We start from the raw sequence: 18,577 nt of genomic DNA on the forward strand, positions 1-18,577 counted from the left end.
ATCCGCTGCCCGAATCGGTCTCTCCGGAGGGCGCCGGACCAAACCCCATTGCGGGGTGCTCCGGACCATTACCGTGCCCCGGATGAACTTCCGGGCCGTGTGGCTCGAGAACATCGGGCCGAACAGAACAACGACTTGAGGAGTTCTCCATGAACACGATCACCAAGCGCATCGCAGTACTCGGAGCTACCGGCGCAGCAGCAGGCGCCCTCATCATCGGCGGCCTCGTGGCCCCGGCCCAGGCCGACAGCCTAGACCGCACGAGCACCACCACGAGCACCGTGACCGACAGCTCCAGCGACCAGGCGCACACCGACCTGATCAACGACCTCTTCAACGGCGCGACCGGCAACGGCGTGCTCGGCAACGACATTCTCGGTGGCGGCGTGCTCAACGGAGGCCTCGTCAACGGCGGAGTCGCCAACGGCTCGCTCAACCCCGAGGTCGGCGACGTCGCCTCCGGAACCGAGCTGGGCAACGGCAACGCCGTCGCCTCTGGCAACGACACCTCCGTCGACGCCCCGGTGACCGCACCGATCACCGCCCCTGTGGAAGCGCCCGTTGAGGCTCCCGTCGGAAACGGCACCACGACAGACGTGGACGGAGTCGACACCGGCAGCATCGACAGCGACGTGAACAACCTCGTCGACGACGTGCTCGGCGACACCGGACTCACCTCGATCTTCGGACGCTAAGCACCACCTGCACGACCTGCACGACCGAATCGGGGGATTCCTCTCGGGGATCCCCGGTTCGTGGCCCGAAGACCTTCCGGCCGACACGCAACACAGACTTGAGGAGTACCCCATGAACACCATCACCAAGCGCATCGCAGTATTCGGAGCAACCGGCGCAGCAGCAAGCGCCCTCATCATCGGCGGCCTCGTGGCCCCGGCGCAGGCCGACAGCCTCGACCGCACGAGCACCACCACGAGCACCGTGACCGACAGCTCCAGCGACCAGGAGCACACCGACCTCTTCAACGGCGCGACCGGCAACGGCGTGCTCGGCAACGACGTCGCCAACGGCGGCGTGGCCAACGGCGGGCTCGTGAACGGTGGAGTCGGCAACGGCTCGCTCAACCCCGAGGTCGGCGACGTCGCCTCCGGAACCGAGCTGGGCAACGGCAACGCCGTCGCCTCTGGCAACGACATTTCCGTCGACGCCCCGGTGACCGCACCGATCACCGCCCCTGTGGAAGCGCCCGTTGAGGCTCCCGTCGGAAACGGCACCACGACAGACGTGGACGGAGTCGACACCGGCAACATCGACAGCGACGTGAACAACCTCGTCGACGACGTGCTCGGCGACATCGACCTCAACTCGATCTTCGGACGCTAAGCACCAGCACCAGCACCAGCGAAACGGGCGATTCCCTCCGGGGGATCGCCCGTTCTTCGTGCGCTGCGCGCCGGCCGCGCGGATGCCGTGCCCCCATTTTTAGTGCCACCCAAAGTGAGTCTGTGGGGGCGGCCAGATATGGGGCATACTCGGTGTACACGGGCAAATCAGTGCCTGGTGCACGTCATGGGGGGCGATGTGGGTCGAATCATCGTTTTGCGTCCGTACAAGCACCTGTTGCGAGACACTCTCACCATCTTTCTGGCGTTCTGCGCCCCCACCTTCGCGGTTCTGTACTGGCTCAATGTTCCACAGGGCACGTGGGCTCCCGTGCTCATCGTGCAGGGCTTCATCACCGTCATCTACGCCCTGAGCATGATCGCCGCGTACCGCGTGCTGATTCGCCTGGACGAAGACGGCATCACGGAGCGTGGGTTCTTCCGGCCCTATGAGACTTTCCCGCTGGAAACCGTGGGCAGCGTCGTCCTCCTCGATCTCTACGCAAGCAGTGCCCTCGACACCAACCGGCAGCTCTTCATTACTGATCACGACGGCAAACTGCTCATTCGCATGCGCGGTCAGTTCTGGTCCCCCGACGACATGGACTCGCTCGCCGACGAGATGGACGTGCCCGTCGTGCGAGTACCGGAGCCGATGACGCTCGCCGACCTCAACCGCCTTCGCCCCGAATTGCTCTACTGGTTCGAGCGTCGGCCGTCGCTGCGCACCGCGCACGAGCCGCTCACGGTCGATTCTTCGGTCGCCGCCGCACTAGCCGTGCAGCCCCTGCGCAACTAGGCGGGCTTCGGGGAGCCGTCCGCGGCATCCGTTGTGAGCACGTAGTCGTTGTCGACGTTGACCTCCGGGCGCAGGCCGGAGGTGAGCCCGTCGGTGAAGAGTCGGCGCGACTCCGCGCGCAGCCGAGCGGCCGCCTCGGGGTCTGCGGCGCGCAGCTGCTCGAAGTCGACGTCGAGGCGCAGGCGTTCCACACCCGTCCACGCCGGGGGCGTCGCTCCGGCGAGGGCGTTGCCCACCCGAGGCGAGTCGAGTCGCCAGGTCACCTCGAAGCGGTCGCTCTGATCCGTGCCGGTGATGGCGTCGTCGAGCCGACCGTAGAAATCCGGCAGGAATTTCGTCACCTCTGCGCCGAGTTTCACGAGGTTAAAGTGGGCGTTGCGGCGGATGAGCGGGTCGAAGGTCCAGCGCATCTCCGTGACCCCGCGCTCCAGGCAGGCCGCGCGCTGGAAGAGTTTGAGGGCATAGCCCACCCCGTGGCTGCGGCGCCACGGCACGACCGCTGCCATGTGGGAATGCAGGTGCAGTCCGCCGGACCAACCCAGAAAACCGAGCGCGGCACCGACGGGACGCCCGTCGCCGAGCGCCACCAGAACTGTGTTGCCGGCGTAATCCAGGGCGAGCAGCATCGAGCGGTCGGGGCCGTGGCCCACGCCCCAGGTGCGGTCGAACAGGCCGAGAACCCCGGTGATGTCGCTCGGGTCTGCGGAACGTACGGTCACGCCGGCGGCGCTGGCCGCGGCATCCGCGCGCCGAAAGGCCTCTGTCACGGTGATCGGGTCAACGGTCATGCCACTGAGTAGACCACACACGGCACCGGTTGCGGCAGCCGCTACGGGCTTTCGGTCGGTTTGCTCCCTCGTTTTCGCAGCGGATGCCGCCGGGCCAGTTGCCGTTCACCGTCCAGCTTGGCCGCGATCGGCGCCCAGAGCACCACGGCCACGCCGGCGCCGATCAGCAGGCCGCCGAACGTGTCGGTGAGCCAGTGCGCCCCAAGATAGGTGCGGCTGAGCAGCATGATCAGCGTGTAGGCGAGGCCCGCCACCCAGACCCACACGCGCGGGAAGATGATTCCGAGCACCACGGCCATGGTCGCCGCGTTGGCGACATGCCCCGAAGGGAACGAACCGAAATCGGACGTGACCAGGATATCCAGCGGCCGGGCGCGGCCGAAGGCATGCTTGAGCAGCTGCACGATTCCGGCGCTCACGATCGTGGCGACCAGAAAGTAGGCCGCGGCCCAGGGGCGTCTGAGGTACAGGAGAACGAGGACTACGGCCCCGGGGATCACGAACACGCCCAGCACGCCGGCGCCGAGATAGTTCATGAACAGCGACGGAACCTCCCACACCGGGGCGCGGTGCTCGACGATCTCGTTCATCCACTCGGTGTCGATCTCGAGCAGCCCGCTCGAACGGGCCACCACGAGCGAGCCGAGCGCGGCCGCGAGGGCCAGGGCGAGCACGCCGCTGATGAGCGGCCAGCGCCGGGAGATGCGCCGGGCGCTCGGGGTCGCGGCGCGCTCCGGCGCCTCAGGACTCGTCATGCTGCAATGTTAGGCGCGAGTCGCGCTCTTCGAGCGGATGCGGCGGCGCCGGCCTCGCGCGCGGCTCGCGCCGTCGCGCCGCGGCCGCGTGGCGCTACCGCCACAGCGGGCGCGCGCCGCGACACCGGCGCTCCACACGGGAGGCTCGCGCCGCGGCCGCGTGGCGCTACCGCCACAGCGGGCGCGCGCCGCGACACCGGCGCTCCACACGGGAGGCTCGCGCCGCGGCATCCGCTCACAGCGTGATCCGCGCCCGCACGGCGCGGCGGCTAGTGATCGAGCGCGGGAACCGTGCGCGGACGCACGATCAGCCAGAGCGCGAGGATTCCGAGCACCGCCGTGGTGCCCATGACTGCCGACATCGGAACCGCGTTGTCCACCCCGAACCAGCCGACCACCGGGGAGATCAGTCCGGCCACGCCGAAGTTCGCGGCACCGAGCAGGGAGGCCGCTGTTCCGGCCTCGTGGCCGTGCCCGTTGAGCGCGATCACCTGCACGCTCGGCAGGGTGAAACCGCAGGCCGCGATGAAGAACCACAGCGGAACGAGAGTTCCCCAGAGCCCGGCTCCGGCAATGTCGAGCACCATAATAGCCAGCGCCGTCACGAGGAGCACGACCGTGGAGACCGAGAGTATCCACTGCGGGCCGATGTTCAGCCGGTGCATGAGTCGGGAGCTGAGCTGCACACCGGTGACGATGCCGAGCGAGTTCACGGCGAACAGGATGCCGTACTGCTGCGCGCTCAGGTCGTACACCTGCTGGAACAGGAACGGCGAGGCCGACAGGTACGAGAACAGTCCGGTGAACGTCATCGCGCCGATGATGGCGACACCCACGAAGGTGCGGTCGCCGAGCACCGCACGGTAGCGCTGGCCGAGGGTGTTGTGGCCACGAACATGGCGCTCGGTCTTGGGCAGGGTCTCCACGATGAAGAACGTCACGGCCAGGATAACCACGGCGCCGTACGCGGCGAGCACCCAGAAGATTCCACGCCAGGGCATCACGAGCAGCAGCTGCGAGCCGATCACCGGGGCGAGCACCGGCGCGAGCCCACTCACCAGGGCGAGGCGGGAGAGCATCTTCACGAGCGGCTTGCCGCCGAACAGGTCGCGCACCATGGCGAGCGCCACGACCGCACCGGCCGCCGCACCGAACCCCTGCAGCACGCGGAACACACCGAGCCACACGATGTCGGTCGAGAGCGCGGCTCCGATGCACGCCAGAATGTGGAACGCCGTCGCGAGAATCAGCGGCAGCTTACGCCCCACCTTGTCGCTCCACGGGCCCACCACGAGCTGGCCGAAACCGAAGCCGATCATGGTACCGGTGAGGGTGAGCTGAATCGCGGCCGGAGACACCCCGAGATCGCTCTCGAGCGTGGGGAACGCCGGCAGGTAGAGGTCGATCGTGAACGGGCCGAGCGCGGTGAGCATGCCCAGGATCAGGATGTAGACGAGGCGCTGACGGCGCGAGAGGGCATCGCCGGGGTGGCGTGCGGTCGAGCGCAGTTGGGCTGCGCTGAAAACTGGGATGGCGGCAGTAGTCACGTAGGTGATGTCCTCAAAGATGTGATTCGAACGGATGCTGGCCCAGCTGTGTGCGGGCGGCGGCACCACGCGCAAATTCTCGGGCCGCACTGGGGGCTAAGCCGCGCCGGGCGTGTCGTATTCCCATTCTGGCCAATTTGTTGTGCACATCGTCAAAAAACCTTCCAACCGCGGGCCCGCGCCACGGATGCCTGCCGGCCGTCGTCCGCGCCAAACCCGAGTTTCTCGCCAGCGTCGGCCAGCTGCGCGAAGCAGAGCTCCGCGGCGGCCACGTGCCAGGCGTGTGCTGCGCCGAGCCCCTCCGTCTCCGCCAGTGCGTGGGCGCGGTCCTCAGCCTCGCCGGCCTCCTGCTCGACGATCTGCACGAGCCCGGATTCGGAGTCAACGAGGTCAGCGAGGGTTGCGAGGGCGCCCTCGGGCGTCATGCCGCGCGCCACACCCTCGGCCACGGCATCCGCTGCACACTCGGCGAGGGCCTGCGGCGTGGAGACGAGCTGCACCTGAGAGGACCCGGCAAAGCTCGTGGCGCGTCCTGGTTCGAGCAGCCGCACCAGCAGCGACGGCCCCGCATAAATGATCACGAGGTCATCTGGCCGGTGCCGGTGCCGGTACCGGTACCGAGCCTGCCGCTGGCGCGCCCACAACATGCACCCGCGGCCGCGATACCCTGAGCATGAGCAGGAAGCGGGCGCGGCGACGGGGCGGCGGAAGTCGGAGTGTGGGAACGCGTCATGCGGGGCGGCGCCGCACCGCATGCACGGCGAGAAGTTCGCGGGCGGCCAGCCCGATGATGGCGCTGTAAGTGGGGTAGGCGAAGCGCACCTGTGCGAGTGTGGCCACGTCGACACCCGCCGCCATGGCCGTGGTCAGCGACTGAACCACCTCGACCGCGTTCTCACCGGTGGCGTGCGCTCCGAGCAGAAATTCGCCCCGACGGTCGGCGATGAGTTTGAGAAAGCCTCGTTCGCGGTTGTCAATTACCGCGCGGTCCAGCCGGGAGTACGGCACCAGCACCACGATGGCCTGCTCGTCACGCCGCAGCGATTGCTCCTCGGTGAGGCCGACCCCGGCATAGTCGGGATCCGTGAACCCGCCGGCCGGCAGCAGATGTGGCGGCGTGCGCCGGTTCACGCCCAGAACGGCATTCTCGGCCGCCGCTTCCCCCTCGAACTGCGCCGCCTGCACGAGCATGTCGCGTCCGTTCGCGTCGCCGACAGCGTAAATGTGCGGCACCGAGCTGCGAAAGAAGGCGTCGATCATGATCGATGACCGAGCCGTGTCGACCCCGGCCGCCTCGAGGCCGAGGTCGAGCACATCCGCTGGCCATCCAGTGGACATGATCACGGCGTCGAAAGAGCCGGTCATGGGCTCGCCGCCACGGGTGAAGTGCAGGGTGATTGAGGCATCCGCTTCGCGCACGAGCGAGGTGATGCCGCCGATTCCGAGGTGCACGGTGACCCCCTGGTCGACGAAGGCCTCGACGACGGCGGTCGAGACGGAGGCGTCGGAGTTGACCAGGATGCGCGGCGCCAAGTCGAGCAGGGTCACCGCCGAACCGAACGACGTGAAAACCGTGACGAGCTGGGTGCCGGTGTTGCCACCTCCGATGACGGCCAGGCGGCGAGGAATGTCGGGCAACGACAGAATGTGTTCGGGAACGACTGCGAGCTCAGCCCCCGGAATCGGCAGCCGGCGGGAGTGCCCGCCGACGCACACGATGAAAGATGCCGCCGTGAGAACGCGCCCGGAATCGAGCACCACCGCCGAATCGCTCGTGAAGCGGGCACGCCCCTCGAGCACCAGGGTGACTCCCGCGTCCGCAAATCGAGCGGCTTCGTTCTTGAGGGACCGCACCCGGTTTACCGTGTGGGTCACCCGCGCCACGGTCGCCGGCCAGTCGATGGGGCGCTCAATGACGCTGATGCCGTAGGTGTCGGCGGTGCGAATCTCACGCATCAACCGCGCGGTGGTGGCCAGCACGCGAGTGGGAACGCAGCCGGTGTTCACGCAGGTGCCGCCGAGCCGATCGGCTTCGAGCACCGCCACCGTCGCGCCCAATTCGGCGGCGCGCAGGGCGGCCGCGGTTCCGGCCGGACCAGCACCGATCACGATAACGTCGAACTGATCCGGCATGCTGATCTCCATCCGCTGAGGGGTACTCAGCCTCGCAGAACAGGCTGGGAATCTGCGCCCACTTTTCGGGCGATGAGGGCGCGTCGCAAGCACCCCAGTACACGCGGAAAGAGCGGATGCCGCCGGCTCGGCCGAGAGCCAGCCCTGACAGCCGGTCGCGCGGCAATGCCTCGCGTCCCTGGGAAATCGGCCTGCGCTGCAATGCCGCCCCCTCGCGCGTCCTGCGCCCGAAAGCGGCTCCCGCGCAAGATCATGCGCCCCAAAACTGCACGCGCGCCCGCGATACCGCCAGCCCGTGCAGGTTTGCGGCGCACGGACGTGCGCGTCACGGCCGGGAGCCCCGCACAAAGGCCTGCGGGTTGCCCAGCACCTCGTCGAAGGCGAGCTCCGCCGCTCCGATCATAGGCAAATCAGAGCCAAGTCGCGCGGAGTCGATGTGCACGTCCGCCAGCAGCTCACGAAGGGTCAGCTCCGCCACGGCTGCCTGCAGTCGCTCCGGATCCACCGCCCGAAGTGCCGCGAGAAACCCGCCGAGCACCACGAGCTGCGGATTGAGAACGTTGATGGCGCTGGCCAGCGCTACGGCTAGGTAGTCGATCTGACGGTTGACTTCGGCGCGAACGCGCGGCGACGTGGAGGCGAGGAGCGCGCGTTCGAGCTCGTCGGCATCCGCTGCCTCAATCCCGAACGCGCCGAACCGCTCGTCGTCGCCTTCGTCAGACTCACCCGATCCGCCGAGCCCGCCCTGCCTCCGGCCGTCACGACTGTCCAAGTCGCCGAGCCCGTCGAGCCGGTCAAGTCCGCCGAGCCCGAACCCACTCTCGTCAGCACCGCCCGAGTCGCCCGCGAGCGCCTCGAGCAGCCCGCGTCGGGTGACCTCAGCCTCGAGGGTGCCGCGGAAGCCGGCCGAGTCCAGGGCCTGGCTCTCACTCACCCGGGTGTGCCCGAATTCGCCCGCATAGCCGGCGTGGCCGCCCACGACCCGGCCGCCCACGATGAGTCCGCCGCCGATGCCCGACGCGCCGCCGTTGAGGTACACGAGGTCCGTCAGCCCGCGACCGGCTCCGAAATAGCGCTCGGCGAGCACCCCGAGGCTCGCATCGTTCGCCGCGACAACCGGGTAGCCGGTCGCGTCCGCGAGCCGTTCGGCGAACGGTTCGTCCACCCAGCCCAGGTGCGGCGCGTGGCGCACAACCCCGTCAACGGTGCGCACCAGCCCCGGCACGGCCACGCCCACGCCCACGACGTCGAAGAGTTCAAGGTCGCCGCGCAGCCCCTCGATCACGGCGGCGGCCAGGCTCACCGCCTCGGCGGCGCTCGGCGAGTGCTCGACCACCGAGCGGATGCGTCGGTGCACCACGCCGTCGAGCCCGACGAGTCCCACTGTCACCGCGTCGATCTCGGGATGAACCGCCAGCGCGGCCACCCGCCCGCTCGCCTCGACCACCGGGCTCGGCCGCCCGACCTGCCGGGTGGCGTCGGGCTGCCGTTCCCCGACGAGCCCCAACTGCACGAGCTCGGCGACGAGAGCGGAAATGGTGGAACGGTTCAGCCCGGTGAGGCGGGTGAGGTCTGCCCGGGATGAGGGACCCCCGCGGTGCACGGCGCGCAGAATGATCGACAGGTTGTGCCTGCGCACGTCATCATGGTTGTTGCCTTGCACGGTCGTCTCCATACCTTTGAAAATACAGGGTACCCCGGGCAATCCCCGGACTCACGTGTTAGGTTGCCCGAGTCAACAAATCATCATCGATGCTGAAAGACACAGGACATCATGGAATTTCGTTACCTCGGAAACAGCGGGCTCAAAGTCTCTGAAATCACCTACGGCAACTGGCTCACGCACGGTTCGCAGGTGGAGAACGACACGGCCACCCGCTGCGTGCGCGCGGCTCTCGATACCGGCATCAGCTCCTTCGACACCGCCGACGTGTACGCCAACACCGTGGCCGAGCGGGTGCTCGGCGATGCGCTGCGCGGCGAGCGCCGCGAGTCCCTCGAGATCTTCACGAAGGTCTTCGGCCCCACGGGCCCCAAGGGCCACAACGACACCGGCCTCTCCCGCAAACACATCCTCGAGTCGATCAACGGCTCGCTCACCCGGCTGCAGACCGACTACGTCGATCTCTACCAAGCCCATCGCTACGACGTGGAAACCCCGCTCGACGAAACCATGCAGGCCTTTGCCGACGTGGTGCGCCAGGGCAAGGCCCTCTACATCGGCGTGAGCGAGTGGAACGCCGAGCAGCTGCGCGCCGGCCACGCGCTCGCCCGAGAGCTCGGCATCCAGCTCGTGTCCAATCAGCCGCAGTATTCCATGCTGTGGCGGGTCATCGATGCCGAAGTCGTTCCGGCATCCGTCGAGCTCGGCGTCTCGCAGATCGTCTGGTCACCCGTGGCTCAGGGCGTGCTCACGGGCAAGTATCTGCCGGGTGCCGCGCCGCTCGCCGGAAGCCGGGCCACGGATGCGAAGGGCGGCGCCGACATGATCAGCCGCTGGATGAGCGACGAGGTTCTCACGGCGGTGCAGAAGCTGCGCCCGATCGCCGACGACCTCGGACTCACCATGGCGCAGCTCTCCCTCGCCTGGGTGCTCGCGAACCCGAACGTGGCCTCGGCCATCATGGGCGCGTCCCGTCCGGAGCAGGTGGCCGACAACGTGAAGGCCGCCGGTGTGAAGCTGGATGCCGGGGTGCTCGCCGCCATCGACGAGGTCACCCGCGACCTCGCCGAGTTCGACCCGCGCAAGACCACCTCCCCCCAGACGCGCCAGGCGTAGTTGCGCCGCCGAGGCATCCGCTCTCTCCCGCCACTAAAACCGGAGAAACTCGCGACACGCCGGGTCACCCCACGCCACCCCACTCGGAGTGTTGCGGAAATCCCCGGTTTTACGCAGCGCACCCACCCCCGAACCCAGGAGTAGATCATGAGAATTGCCGTCACCGGTGGCAGTGGCAAGCTGGGGCGCAGCGTTGTCGCGCGCCTCGCGAGCGAAGGCCACGACGTTACGAACCTCGATGTGTCGGGCGAACGCGGCTCGGCCTTCACGAAGGTCGACCTGACGGACTACGGCCAGGTCGTCGACGTGATGTTCGGCATCAACGACCGCACCGACGGTTTCGACGCCGTGGTGCACCTCGGCGCGATCCCCGCACCGGGCCTGCACGCCGACGTGGCCACCTTCCACAACAACATGCTCTCTACCTATAACGTGTTCCAGGCCGCGCGGCGGGCCGGCATCAAGCGCATCGTCTACGCCTCGAGCGAGACCGTGCTCGGGCTGCCGTTCGACGTGAACCCGCCGTACATCCCCGTCGACGAGCAGTACCCGGCCCGGCCGGAGAGCACGTATTCGCTCGTGAAGCACCTCGAGGAGCAGATGGCGATCGAGCTCGTGCGATGGGATCCGCGGCTGAGCATCACCGCGCTGCGCTTCTCGAACGTGATGAACCCCGAGGATTACGCAGCCTTCCCGGCGTTCGACGCCGACGCGACCCTGCGCAAGTGGAACCTCTGGGGCTACATCGACGGCCGCGACGGCGCCCAGGCCGTGTCGCGAGCGCTCGAGAAGTCGCTGCCAGGCTTTGAGGCGTACATCATTGCCGCCGCCGACACCGTAATGAGCCGCTCGAGCGCGGCCCTCGCAGCCGAGGTCTTCCCGGGCGTCACCATTACGAAGGAGGTCGGCGAGCACGAGACCCTGCTCTCGATCGACAAGGCCCGCCGCCTGTTGGGGTTCACCCCGCAGCACAGCTGGCGCGACCACGTGTAGGTGTCCCCTCCCGCTGGGGCCAACTCAGGTAGTCCACGGGCCCGGCCACCGGCATCCGCTCCCTGCTCGCACAGCGGATGCCTCCGGCCCGCGCATTTCCTGAACGCGCCACACGCCCGGCGTCCTAGCGACTGACGGGCTCGCTCGCCCCCAGGGCGGCGAGTTCGCTGCGGCGCGGCATGCCCTCCCAGTCCCCCGGAACCAGGCAGGCGTAGGCGCCAACCGTCACGGCGGTGGTCAGACGGGTGTCCACGTCGTGGCCCAGCAGGTAGTCGGCGAGGTAGCCGGCTACGAAACCGTCCCCGGCGCCCACGGTGTCCAGCACCGTTGTGGGAATGGCCGCCCGCGTGTATTCCCGCCCCTGTACGACCGCGACCGCGCCGCGCTCGCCCAGTTTGACTATCGCGTCCCCGGCTCCGGCCTCGATCAGCCGATGGGCAAGCAGAAGCGGGGTCGCCGCAGCACCCACCGCGATGGCGGCCTCGTCATCCCCCGCGAAGACCACGTCAACGAGCGGCAGGATGCGCCGGTATACGACGCCGGCCTGCTCCGCCGACCAGAGCTTGCCTCGAAAGTTGAGGTCGAAGGACACCGTGACGCCGGCCTCCCTCGCCACCCGGATCGCCTCAAAGACGGCGTCGGCAGCGGTATCGGAGAGCGCTGGCGTAATGCCGGTCAGGTGCAGCAGCGACGCCGAGCGAATGAGCTCAGGATCGATGTCCTCTGGCCGCAGCCGCGATCCCGCATTGCCGCGGCGGTAGTACCAGACGCGGGTGTCCCGGCTCGTGCGGCGCTCCTTGACCATGAGGCCGGTCGGGGCCTCCGGATCGCGGATTCCCACCACGCTCACGCCCTCCGCGCTGATCTCGCGCAGCACCATGTCGCCGAGGGAATCCTCACCTACCCGGCCGATCCAGGTGACCGGCGTGCCGAGGCGCCGCAGCGCTATGGCCACGTTGCTCTCCGACCCGCCGATGCCGAGAGTCATCGCCCGGGTGTGCTGCAGCGGCCCGAACGAATCGGAACTCATCAGGGCCATGGTTTCGCCCAGGGTCACAACCGACCGGGCAGCGGATGCCGCGCTCATCGCTGCGCCAGGGCATCCGCTGCCAGGCGGGTCACCCGCTGCGCCCGCTCGGCGAGCGCCGGGAGCGACCCACCCGTCAAGGCGTCGCCGACGAGCGGGCCGCCGAGGCTCACGGCGAGGGCGCCGGCCTGAAGCCAGCGCGGAATGTCGTCGAGGCCGATGCCGCCGGAGGGCACGAACTCGAGGTCGGGAAACGGCCCGCGCAGGTGCGAGCCGTATTGCGGTCCCACGGTTTCGGCCGGGAAAATCTTCACCGCGGTCGCGCCGGCGGCCCAGGCACCGTAGAGCTCGGTGGGCGTCAGGCCGCCGGGGAACACCGGCATGCCCTCACGCACCGCGAGCGCGATCACATCGAGGTTCACGATCGGCGTCACGAGGTAGTGGGCGCCGGCTTCAATCGCGAGCTCGGCCTGCCGCACGGTCACGATGGTGCCGATCCCCACCTCCACATCGGCGCCGACCCTCGCGAGCAGGGCGGGCAGATGTTTGAAGGTTCCCGGCGTGCTGAGGGTCAGTTCGATCGAGCGCACGCCGTTCTCAGCGAGCACGTCGACCACGGGGTCGTAGTCTGTCGCGGCGTTCGCGCGCAAGACGGCGATGATCGGGCGCTGGCGCAGCCGAGCGGATGCCGGCACGCGGGCCGGCGAGGGGGCGAGGGTCACGAGGGCTCCTGGGTTGTGTCGTCGCGGTGGGTGGAGTGTGGGAGGGCGGCTGCGACCGCGGTCGACCGGCGCACGATGAGCCGGGTGGGCACGCTTCCGGTCGGATGCGATTCGGGGTCGAGCACGGCGGCCGCCGCGAGTGCACCGAGGGCCCGGCTGGAGCTGTCGACGGTGGTCAGCGCGGGCCAGGCCAGGCCGTCGGGGAGGGAATCGTCACAGCCGATCACGCTGATGCGGCCGGGAACGTCGATTCCGCGGGCGCGGAGCGCGGCGAGCGCGCCGAGGGCGACCTGGTCGTTGAAGGCGAGTACCGCCGTGGCCCGGTCGGGGTCGAGATCGGCACACGCCGCGAGGCCCGCCGCGAAGTCGGGGCGCTCGATGCCCACAACGGTCAGGGCCAGGCCCAGTTCGCCGCAGACCCGGCTGAGCACGGTGCGCTTCTGACGCGCGGACCAGGAGCGGGCAGGCCCGTCGAGGTAGGTGAGTCGGCGGTGGCCGAGCTCGTGCAGGTGGGTGACGGCCGCCGTGAAGCCGGCGTCGACGTCGATGACCATCTGACTCAACCGCGGCGGCACGACCACGTCGCCGCCGAGCCGTCGGTTGGCCAGCACGACGGGGAGTCGGCCGGCCGCGGCCACGATCTGCTCGTCGGTGAGCCGGCTGGAGGTGAGCACGAGCCGGTCGACCTGAGTCGACATCTGGCGCACCAGGGCGAGCTCGCGGTCGGGATTCTCGTGGGAGTCGCCGATCACAATTCCCATGTCGTAGGCGCCCACGAGGGACTCGAGTTCGGCCAGGAACGAGGTGTAGAAGGGGTTGGTGATGTCGGGGAAAATCAAGCCGATGTTGCCCGTCGTTCCGGTCACGAGGCCGCGCGCCAGCCGGCTCGGCGTGTAGTCGAGCGCGGCGGCCACCCGCAACACGCGGTCCCGGGTGGCGGGCACGACGGCGTCCGATCCGCTCAGCGCGCGGGACGCCGTGGCGATCGACACCCCGGCGGCGTCCGCAACCTGCCGAATCGTTGTCGCCACTTGACCCGCCCGTCGGAAAGAAGAAGAATAGGGAATGAAATCGTTTACATTCACTCTATAGCAGCCACAAGGATCCCGCCAGATGCCCACCAGAGTCTTGCTCCGCGACGTTGCCCTGCACCTGAACGACCGGGACGAGGTGGCCGTCGCCCTGCGCCCGTTGCCCGCCGGCACGCTCATCGACCTCGGTCCCGGGCCTGGGCCCGGGACCGAGCCCCTCACGCTTCCGGCCGATATTCCGCGCAGCCACAAGTTCGCCCTCGCCGCCATCGCCGCGGGCGCACAGGTGCACAAGTACGGGCAGCCCATCGGCCGCGCCACCGCGTATATCGCCGCCGGCGAGCACGTGCACAGCCAGAACCTCGGCATGGACGACACCTCGCGCGCGCACGAGTTCGGCACGAGCCGCACCGAGCTCGCCGTGCCGAGCGAGCCGATGCCCACGTTCCTCGGCTACCCCCGCGCCGACGGGCGGGCGGGCACCCGCAACTTCGTGGGCATTCTCACCTCGGTGAACTGCTCGGCCACAGCCGCGAACCTCATCGCGGAGGCGTTCCGCGGCTTCGCCCTCGACGAGTTCGAGAACGTCGACGGCGTGATGGCCCTCACCCACCAGAGCGGATGCGGCCTGGTCCCCACGAGCGAGGGCGCCCAGGTTCTGCTGCGTACCCTGCGCGGCTACGCCGCGCACCCCAACTTCGGCGGCCTGCTCGTGGTCGGCCTCGGCTGCGAGATGGTTCCGGTGGAGTCGCTCGTTACGGGCTATGACCTGCCGACCGACACCCTCGTGTCCACCATGAACATCCAGGGCGAGGGCGGCGTGCGCGCCACGGTCAAGGAGGGCATTGCCCGCATCCGCGCCATGCTGCCCGAGCTCAACAAGCGCACCAGGATTCCGATTTCGGTTTCCGAGCTCGTGCTGGGCCTGAACTGCGGCGGCTCCGACGGCTTCTCCGGCATCACCGCCAACCCGGCCCTCGGCGTGGCGTCCGACCTCCTCGTGGCGTACGGGGCGACATCCGTTCTCGCGGAGACGCCCGAGGTCTTCGGAGCCGAACACCTGCTCACGAGCCGCGCCGTCTCGCCCGCGGTCGGGCAGCGTCTGCTCGACCGCATCGAGTGGTGGCAGGGCTACGCCAAGCAGGGTGGCGGCAGCCTCGACAACAACCCCTCGCCCGGCAACAAGGCCGGCGGGCTGACCACCATCTTGGAGAAGTCGCTCGGCGCCGTCGCGAAGGCCGGGCAGGCCGATCTGTCGGCCGTGTATGAATACGCCGAGCGCATTACCGAGCGTGGCCTCGTGTTCATGGACACCCCAGGCTACGACCCGGTGTCGGTGACCGGAATCATCGCCGGGGGCGCGACCGTCGTGTGCTTCACAACCGGCCGCGGCTCGGTGTTCGGCTCCAAGCCCACGCCTTCGATCAAGCTCGCCACCAACTCGGAGACCTTCAACCGCATGCCCGACGACATGGACCTCAACGCGGGCCGCATCGTCGACGGCACGGCGTCCCTCGCCGAGGTCGGAGCCGAGATCTTCGACCTCATCATTCGGGTGGCCTCTGGCGAGCAGACCGTGAGCGAAGAACTCGGCGTGGGCCAGGAGGAGTTCATCCCCTGGCAGTTCGGCACGGTCACCTGAGTACCCGGTCTGCCCGGGCCTAACTCCTGCATATCGAGACGTCCGAGTCGGACTTCCGCATAAATCCGGGGCCGAATTCTGGCCGGCCCCGGATCTGCAGGAGTTATGCGCGTGCGCCCGATGGAGCGGATGCGGCGGGCTACCAGTCGTGCATGGTCCCGTCGCGCTGCAGGCGGTTCACCGGCAGGTACGCGGGCGTGTAGTCGAAGGTCGCGGCGAGCGCCTCGTCGTACTCGACGCCGAGGCCGGGGTTGTTGCCCGGGTGCAGCAGCCCGTTCTCGAAGGTGTAGCTGGTCTGGAACACCGAGAGGGTGTCCTCCGAGTGCTTCATGTACTCCTGAATACCGAAGTTGTGGATCGCGAGGTCCAGGTGCAGGGCAGCGGCCTGACCGACCGGCGAGATATCGGTCGGTCCGTGAAAACCAGATTTGATCTGGTAGATCGCGGCAAAGTCAATGATCTTCTTCAGCGCGCTGATACCGCCGGTGTGGGTGACGGCGCTGCGCACGTAGTCGATGAGCTGCTCGGTGATCAGGGTCTGATAGTCGAAGACCGTATTGAAGACCTCCCCGATGGCGAGCGGCGTCGTCGTCTGTGCCCGCACCCGCCGCAGCGCCTCCTGGTTTTCCCCGGGCGTGCAGTCTTCGAGCCAGAACAGGTCGTACGGCTCGAGGGATTTGCCGAGGATGGCGGCCTCGTTCGGCGTGAGGCGGTGATGCCCGTCGTGCAGCAGGGGAAGGTCGTAGCCGAATTCCTCTCGCACTGCCGCGAAGATCGTGGGGATGTGGCGCAGGTACGCGCGACTGTCCCACTGCTCTTCGGTAGGAACGGAGGTGCGCTTGGCGGGTTCGTAGTCGTAGCGCTCTCCGGGCTTCTGGTTGGTGGCCACGCCGTAGACCTGGCCGAGGCCGGGCACTCCGGTCTGCACACGGATGGCCTTGAAGCCCTGGTCGAGGTGGTTCTGAATGGAGGCGAACAGCGAGGGCAGGTCGGAGCCTGACGCGTGGCCGTAGGCGAGAGCGCCCGTGCGGGAGGCCCCGCCGAGCAGCTGGTACACCGGCTGGCCGGTCACCTTGCCCAAGATGTCCCAGAGCGCCACGTCCACGGCCGCGATCGCGGCCATCGTGACGGGTCCGCGGCGCCAGTACGCCCCGCGGTAGAGGTACTGCCAGGTGTCTTCGATCGCCTGCGGGTCGCGGCCGATCAACAGCGGCACGATGTGTTCCTGCAGGTAGGCGACCACGGAGAGCTCGCGCCCATTGAGGGTCGCGTCGCCGAGGCCCGTCACGCCGTCCGACGTGGTGATCTTCAGGGTGACGAAGTTGCGTCCTGGACTCGTGAAGAAGACTTCTGCGTGTTCGATGACGCTCATAGTGCTGCTCTTTCTCCTGGTGCGGGGATGGTCGCGGCTGCTCCGGCGGCGGCAGTATCGCGTCGCGCGTAGGCCGTCAGGGGCAGGGTGTACGCGAGGTCGACCGCTGTTTCGGTGGCCTCGTCGAGGGTGAGTCGGTGTTCGGCCACGAGCCCCGCGAGGTAGCCGGCGTCGATGCGTCGGGCCAGGTCATGCCTGGCCGGTATCGACGCGAACGCCCGCGTGTCGTCGACGAAACCGCTCGTGTTGTAGAAGCCGGCGGTCTCGGTGACGAGTTCACGGAACCGCGCCATGCCGCCGGGCGAATCGAGGAACCACCAGGGGGCGCCGAGCCGCACGGAGGGATACGCCCCCGCAATCGGCGCGAGTTCCCGCGAGTACACTGTCTCGTCGATCGTGAACAGGATGATGCGAAATCGCGGGTCGAGGCCGAAAGCGTTGAGCAGCGGTTGCAGCCCGCGGGTGTAGTCCACGGGCAGGGGAATGTCGAAGCCGTTGTCTGGGCCGAAAGCCGTGGCAATAGCGTCGGAGTGATCGCGTTGCACTCCGGGGTGAAGCTGCATCACGAGGCCGTCTTCGACCGACATGCGGGCGCTCTCAAAGAGCATGTTTGCCGCGAAGGCCTCGCCCGTGGCCGCGTCCACCGGGCCGACGAGCGCCTGCGCGAAGATGCGCTGGGCATCCGCTGCGGAGAGCGGGGTGGTGTCAGCGGTGAGGTGGCCGTGGTCCGTGGCACGGGCTCCCGCCGCCACGAACGCGAGACGGCGCTCCTGCACGGCCACGAGAAAGCTCGCGTAGTCCGTGATGTCCGAGCCGTTTCGGGCGGCGAGTGCGCGCACGGCGGCCCGCCAGCCGGCGCGATCGGGGTAGAAGATGCCGTCGGGCCGGAAGGTGGGAACGACCCGTTCGCCCCAGCCCTCCGCGGCGAGCGCCGCGTGCTCGGCCAGGTCGGAATCCGGCGCATCCGTGGTGCTGAGAATCTCGATGTTGAAACGGTCGAAGAGTGAGCGGATGCGATACTCCGGCGTGGCCAGGGCGGCCGACAGCTGGTCGTAGATCGCGTCGGCCGTGGCGGCGGAGGGCTCGTCGGTGATGCCGAAGACCAGGGCCAGCTCGTGTTCCATCCAGTAGCGGGTGGGGGTTCCGCGGAAGAGCTTCCAGTTCTCGCAGAAGCGCCGCCAGATGAGCCGATGGTCGGTCTCGTAGGAGGAATCACCGTCCAGGGGGCGAACGCCGAGGTCTTCGTGGCGATAGCCCTGGGACACCAGCATGCGTACGAGATAGTGGTCGGGAATGATGAAGAGCTCCGCCGGATCCCCGAAGGCGTCGTTGCGCCGGATGAAGCCGGCATCGATGTGCCCGTGCATCGACACGATCGGCAGGGCGGCGACGCTCTCGTAGATCTCCCTGGCGATCGTTCGCTGCGTCGGCTCGGCCGGGAGGGCCCGGTCGGGGTGAAGTTTCCATGGCGTCTTCGCCATTTTCTGCCTCCTCATTGAAACAAAATGATTGTTGTTACAGTCGGTCAAGCCCGGTCGAGGCGTCGCCTTCAAGCTCGTTGAGACCACTATATGCAGGTATTCAGGCCGAGCGCGAGACCTTGGCGTGGCATTCGGGCAAACTTTCTGCCGTAATAAAACTGTGACTTG

Annotated in this window: 17 protein-coding genes; 6 read left to right on the forward strand and 11 right to left on the reverse strand. The window is 68.3% G+C overall.

What is annotated here, in order from left to right; all coding sequences use genetic code 11:
- Positions 1 to 149 precede the first annotated feature (149 nt).
- The 3 genes from BJ997_RS15545 to BJ997_RS15555 all read left to right on the forward strand — a co-directional run bounded on the left by BJ997_RS15545 (position 150) and on the right by BJ997_RS15555 (position 2,139).
- Complete coding sequence (locus tag BJ997_RS15545; protein ID WP_052542134.1) at positions 150 to 695, forward strand: hypothetical protein; 546 nt, start codon at positions 150 to 152, stop codon at positions 693 to 695.
- 112 nt (positions 696 to 807) lie between these two features.
- Positions 808 to 1,341 (forward strand): hypothetical protein, encoded by a 534-nt coding sequence (locus BJ997_RS15550; RefSeq protein WP_035836154.1) that lies wholly within the window; start codon positions 808 to 810, stop codon positions 1,339 to 1,341.
- A gap of 198 nt (positions 1,342 to 1,539) precedes the next feature.
- Positions 1,540 to 2,139 (forward strand): hypothetical protein, encoded by a 600-nt coding sequence (locus tag BJ997_RS15555; RefSeq protein ID WP_183323593.1) that lies wholly within the window; start codon positions 1,540 to 1,542, stop codon positions 2,137 to 2,139.
- Here BJ997_RS15555 and BJ997_RS15560 read toward each other — a convergent pair.
- The 6 genes from BJ997_RS15560 to BJ997_RS15585 all read right to left on the reverse strand — a co-directional run bounded on the left by BJ997_RS15560 (position 2,136) and on the right by BJ997_RS15585 (position 9,025).
- Complete coding sequence (locus BJ997_RS15560) at positions 2,136 to 2,927, reverse strand: hypothetical protein (RefSeq protein WP_052542136.1); 792 nt, start codon at positions 2,925 to 2,927, stop codon at positions 2,136 to 2,138. The genes BJ997_RS15555 and BJ997_RS15560 overlap by 4 nt on opposite strands.
- 41 nt (positions 2,928 to 2,968) lie before the next feature.
- Positions 2,969 to 3,682 (reverse strand): phosphatase PAP2 family protein, encoded by a 714-nt coding sequence (locus BJ997_RS15565; protein WP_035836155.1) that lies wholly within the window; start codon positions 3,680 to 3,682, stop codon positions 2,969 to 2,971.
- Between the two features lie 269 nt (positions 3,683 to 3,951).
- Positions 3,952 to 5,190, reverse strand: a complete 1,239-nt coding sequence (locus BJ997_RS15570; RefSeq protein ID WP_244962852.1) for a multidrug effflux MFS transporter — start codon at positions 5,188 to 5,190, stop codon at positions 3,952 to 3,954.
- A gap of 191 nt (positions 5,191 to 5,381) precedes the next feature.
- Entirely contained in the window at positions 5,382 to 5,810 is a 429-nt protein-coding gene (locus BJ997_RS15575) for a hypothetical protein (RefSeq protein ID WP_152602323.1), read from the reverse strand.
- A gap of 148 nt (positions 5,811 to 5,958) precedes the next feature.
- Positions 5,959 to 7,362: a dihydrolipoyl dehydrogenase family protein gene (locus tag BJ997_RS15580; protein ID WP_035839213.1), complete on the reverse strand. Its 1,404-nt coding sequence runs from the start codon at positions 7,360 to 7,362 to the stop codon at positions 5,959 to 5,961.
- Positions 7,363 to 7,687: 325 nt separating this feature from the next.
- Complete coding sequence (locus BJ997_RS15585) at positions 7,688 to 9,025, reverse strand: ROK family protein (protein ID WP_183323595.1); 1,338 nt, start codon at positions 9,023 to 9,025, stop codon at positions 7,688 to 7,690.
- A gap of 111 nt (positions 9,026 to 9,136) precedes the next feature.
- Between BJ997_RS15585 and BJ997_RS15590 the strand changes: the two genes are divergently transcribed.
- Both BJ997_RS15590 and BJ997_RS15595 read left to right on the forward strand, forming a co-directional pair.
- Entirely contained in the window at positions 9,137 to 10,141 is a 1,005-nt protein-coding gene (locus BJ997_RS15590; protein WP_035839190.1) for an aldo/keto reductase family protein, read from the forward strand.
- Positions 10,142 to 10,288: 147 nt separating this feature from the next.
- Complete coding sequence (locus BJ997_RS15595) at positions 10,289 to 11,134, forward strand: NAD-dependent epimerase/dehydratase family protein (RefSeq protein WP_035839193.1); 846 nt, start codon at positions 10,289 to 10,291, stop codon at positions 11,132 to 11,134.
- A gap of 124 nt (positions 11,135 to 11,258) precedes the next feature.
- Here the strand turns inward: BJ997_RS15595 and BJ997_RS15600 are convergent, their stop codons facing one another.
- Genes BJ997_RS15600 through BJ997_RS15610 form a run of 3 tightly spaced genes read right to left on the reverse strand, consistent with a single transcriptional unit; the run spans position 11,259 to position 13,914 of the window.
- Positions 11,259 to 12,221, reverse strand: a complete 963-nt coding sequence (locus BJ997_RS15600; RefSeq protein WP_035839197.1) for a sugar kinase — start codon at positions 12,219 to 12,221, stop codon at positions 11,259 to 11,261.
- The gene (locus BJ997_RS15605) at positions 12,218 to 12,883 is read right to left on the reverse strand and encodes a bifunctional 4-hydroxy-2-oxoglutarate aldolase/2-dehydro-3-deoxy-phosphogluconate aldolase (RefSeq protein ID WP_084141628.1); all 666 of its coding nucleotides are present in this window, start codon (positions 12,881 to 12,883) and stop codon (positions 12,218 to 12,220) included. Before BJ997_RS15605 ends, BJ997_RS15600 begins: the two co-directional genes overlap by 4 nt.
- Entirely contained in the window at positions 12,880 to 13,914 is a 1,035-nt protein-coding gene (locus BJ997_RS15610) for a LacI family DNA-binding transcriptional regulator (protein WP_052542603.1), read from the reverse strand. Before BJ997_RS15610 ends, BJ997_RS15605 begins: the two co-directional genes overlap by 4 nt.
- Positions 13,915 to 13,996: 82 nt before the next feature.
- Between BJ997_RS15610 and BJ997_RS15615 the strand changes: the two genes are divergently transcribed.
- Complete coding sequence (locus tag BJ997_RS15615) at positions 13,997 to 15,556, forward strand: UxaA family hydrolase (protein WP_035839200.1); 1,560 nt, start codon at positions 13,997 to 13,999, stop codon at positions 15,554 to 15,556.
- A 139-nt stretch (positions 15,557 to 15,695) separates the two neighbouring features.
- On the opposite strand, the gene manD is transcribed toward BJ997_RS15615, so the two are convergent.
- Together manD and uxaC are read right to left on the reverse strand one after the other, a co-directional pair.
- Positions 15,696 to 16,928: a D-mannonate dehydratase ManD gene (gene manD, locus BJ997_RS15620; protein WP_035839203.1), complete on the reverse strand. Its 1,233-nt coding sequence runs from the start codon at positions 16,926 to 16,928 to the stop codon at positions 15,696 to 15,698.
- On the reverse strand, positions 16,925 to 18,409 hold the full coding sequence (gene uxaC, locus BJ997_RS15625; RefSeq protein WP_035839206.1) for a glucuronate isomerase: 1,485 nt from the start codon (positions 18,407 to 18,409) through the stop codon (positions 16,925 to 16,927). The genes manD and uxaC overlap by 4 nt, the downstream gene beginning before the upstream one ends.
- Positions 18,410 to 18,577 lie beyond the last annotated feature (168 nt).

Source organism: Cryobacterium roopkundense (assembly GCF_014200405.1).
Taxonomy (GTDB): domain Bacteria; phylum Actinomycetota; class Actinomycetes; order Actinomycetales; family Microbacteriaceae; genus Cryobacterium; species Cryobacterium roopkundense.

Coding starts and splice junctions, on each gene's coding strand:
- BJ997_RS15565 (WP_035836155.1), bottom strand. CDS start 3,682: ATGACGAGTCCTGAGGCGCCGGAGCGCGCCGCGACCCCGAGCGCCCGG.
- BJ997_RS15590 (WP_035839190.1), top strand. CDS start 9,137: ATGGAATTTCGTTACCTCGGAAACAGCGGGCTCAAAGTCTCTGAAATC.
- manD (WP_035839203.1), bottom strand. CDS start 16,928: ATGAGCGTCATCGAACACGCAGAAGTCTTCTTCACGAGTCCAGGACGC.
- uxaC (WP_035839206.1), bottom strand. CDS start 18,409: ATGGCGAAGACGCCATGGAAACTTCACCCCGACCGGGCCCTCCCGGCC.
- BJ997_RS15580 (WP_035839213.1), bottom strand. CDS start 7,362: ATGCCGGATCAGTTCGACGTTATCGTGATCGGTGCTGGTCCGGCCGGA.
- BJ997_RS15545 (WP_052542134.1), top strand. CDS start 150: ATGAACACGATCACCAAGCGCATCGCAGTACTCGGAGCTACCGGCGCA.
- BJ997_RS15615 (WP_035839200.1), top strand. CDS start 13,997: ATGCCCACCAGAGTCTTGCTCCGCGACGTTGCCCTGCACCTGAACGAC.
- BJ997_RS15595 (WP_035839193.1), top strand. CDS start 10,289: ATGAGAATTGCCGTCACCGGTGGCAGTGGCAAGCTGGGGCGCAGCGTT.
- BJ997_RS15600 (WP_035839197.1), bottom strand. CDS start 12,221: ATGAGCGCGGCATCCGCTGCCCGGTCGGTTGTGACCCTGGGCGAAACC.
- BJ997_RS15550 (WP_035836154.1), top strand. CDS start 808: ATGAACACCATCACCAAGCGCATCGCAGTATTCGGAGCAACCGGCGCA.
- BJ997_RS15560 (WP_052542136.1), bottom strand. CDS start 2,927: ATGACCGTTGACCCGATCACCGTGACAGAGGCCTTTCGGCGCGCGGAT.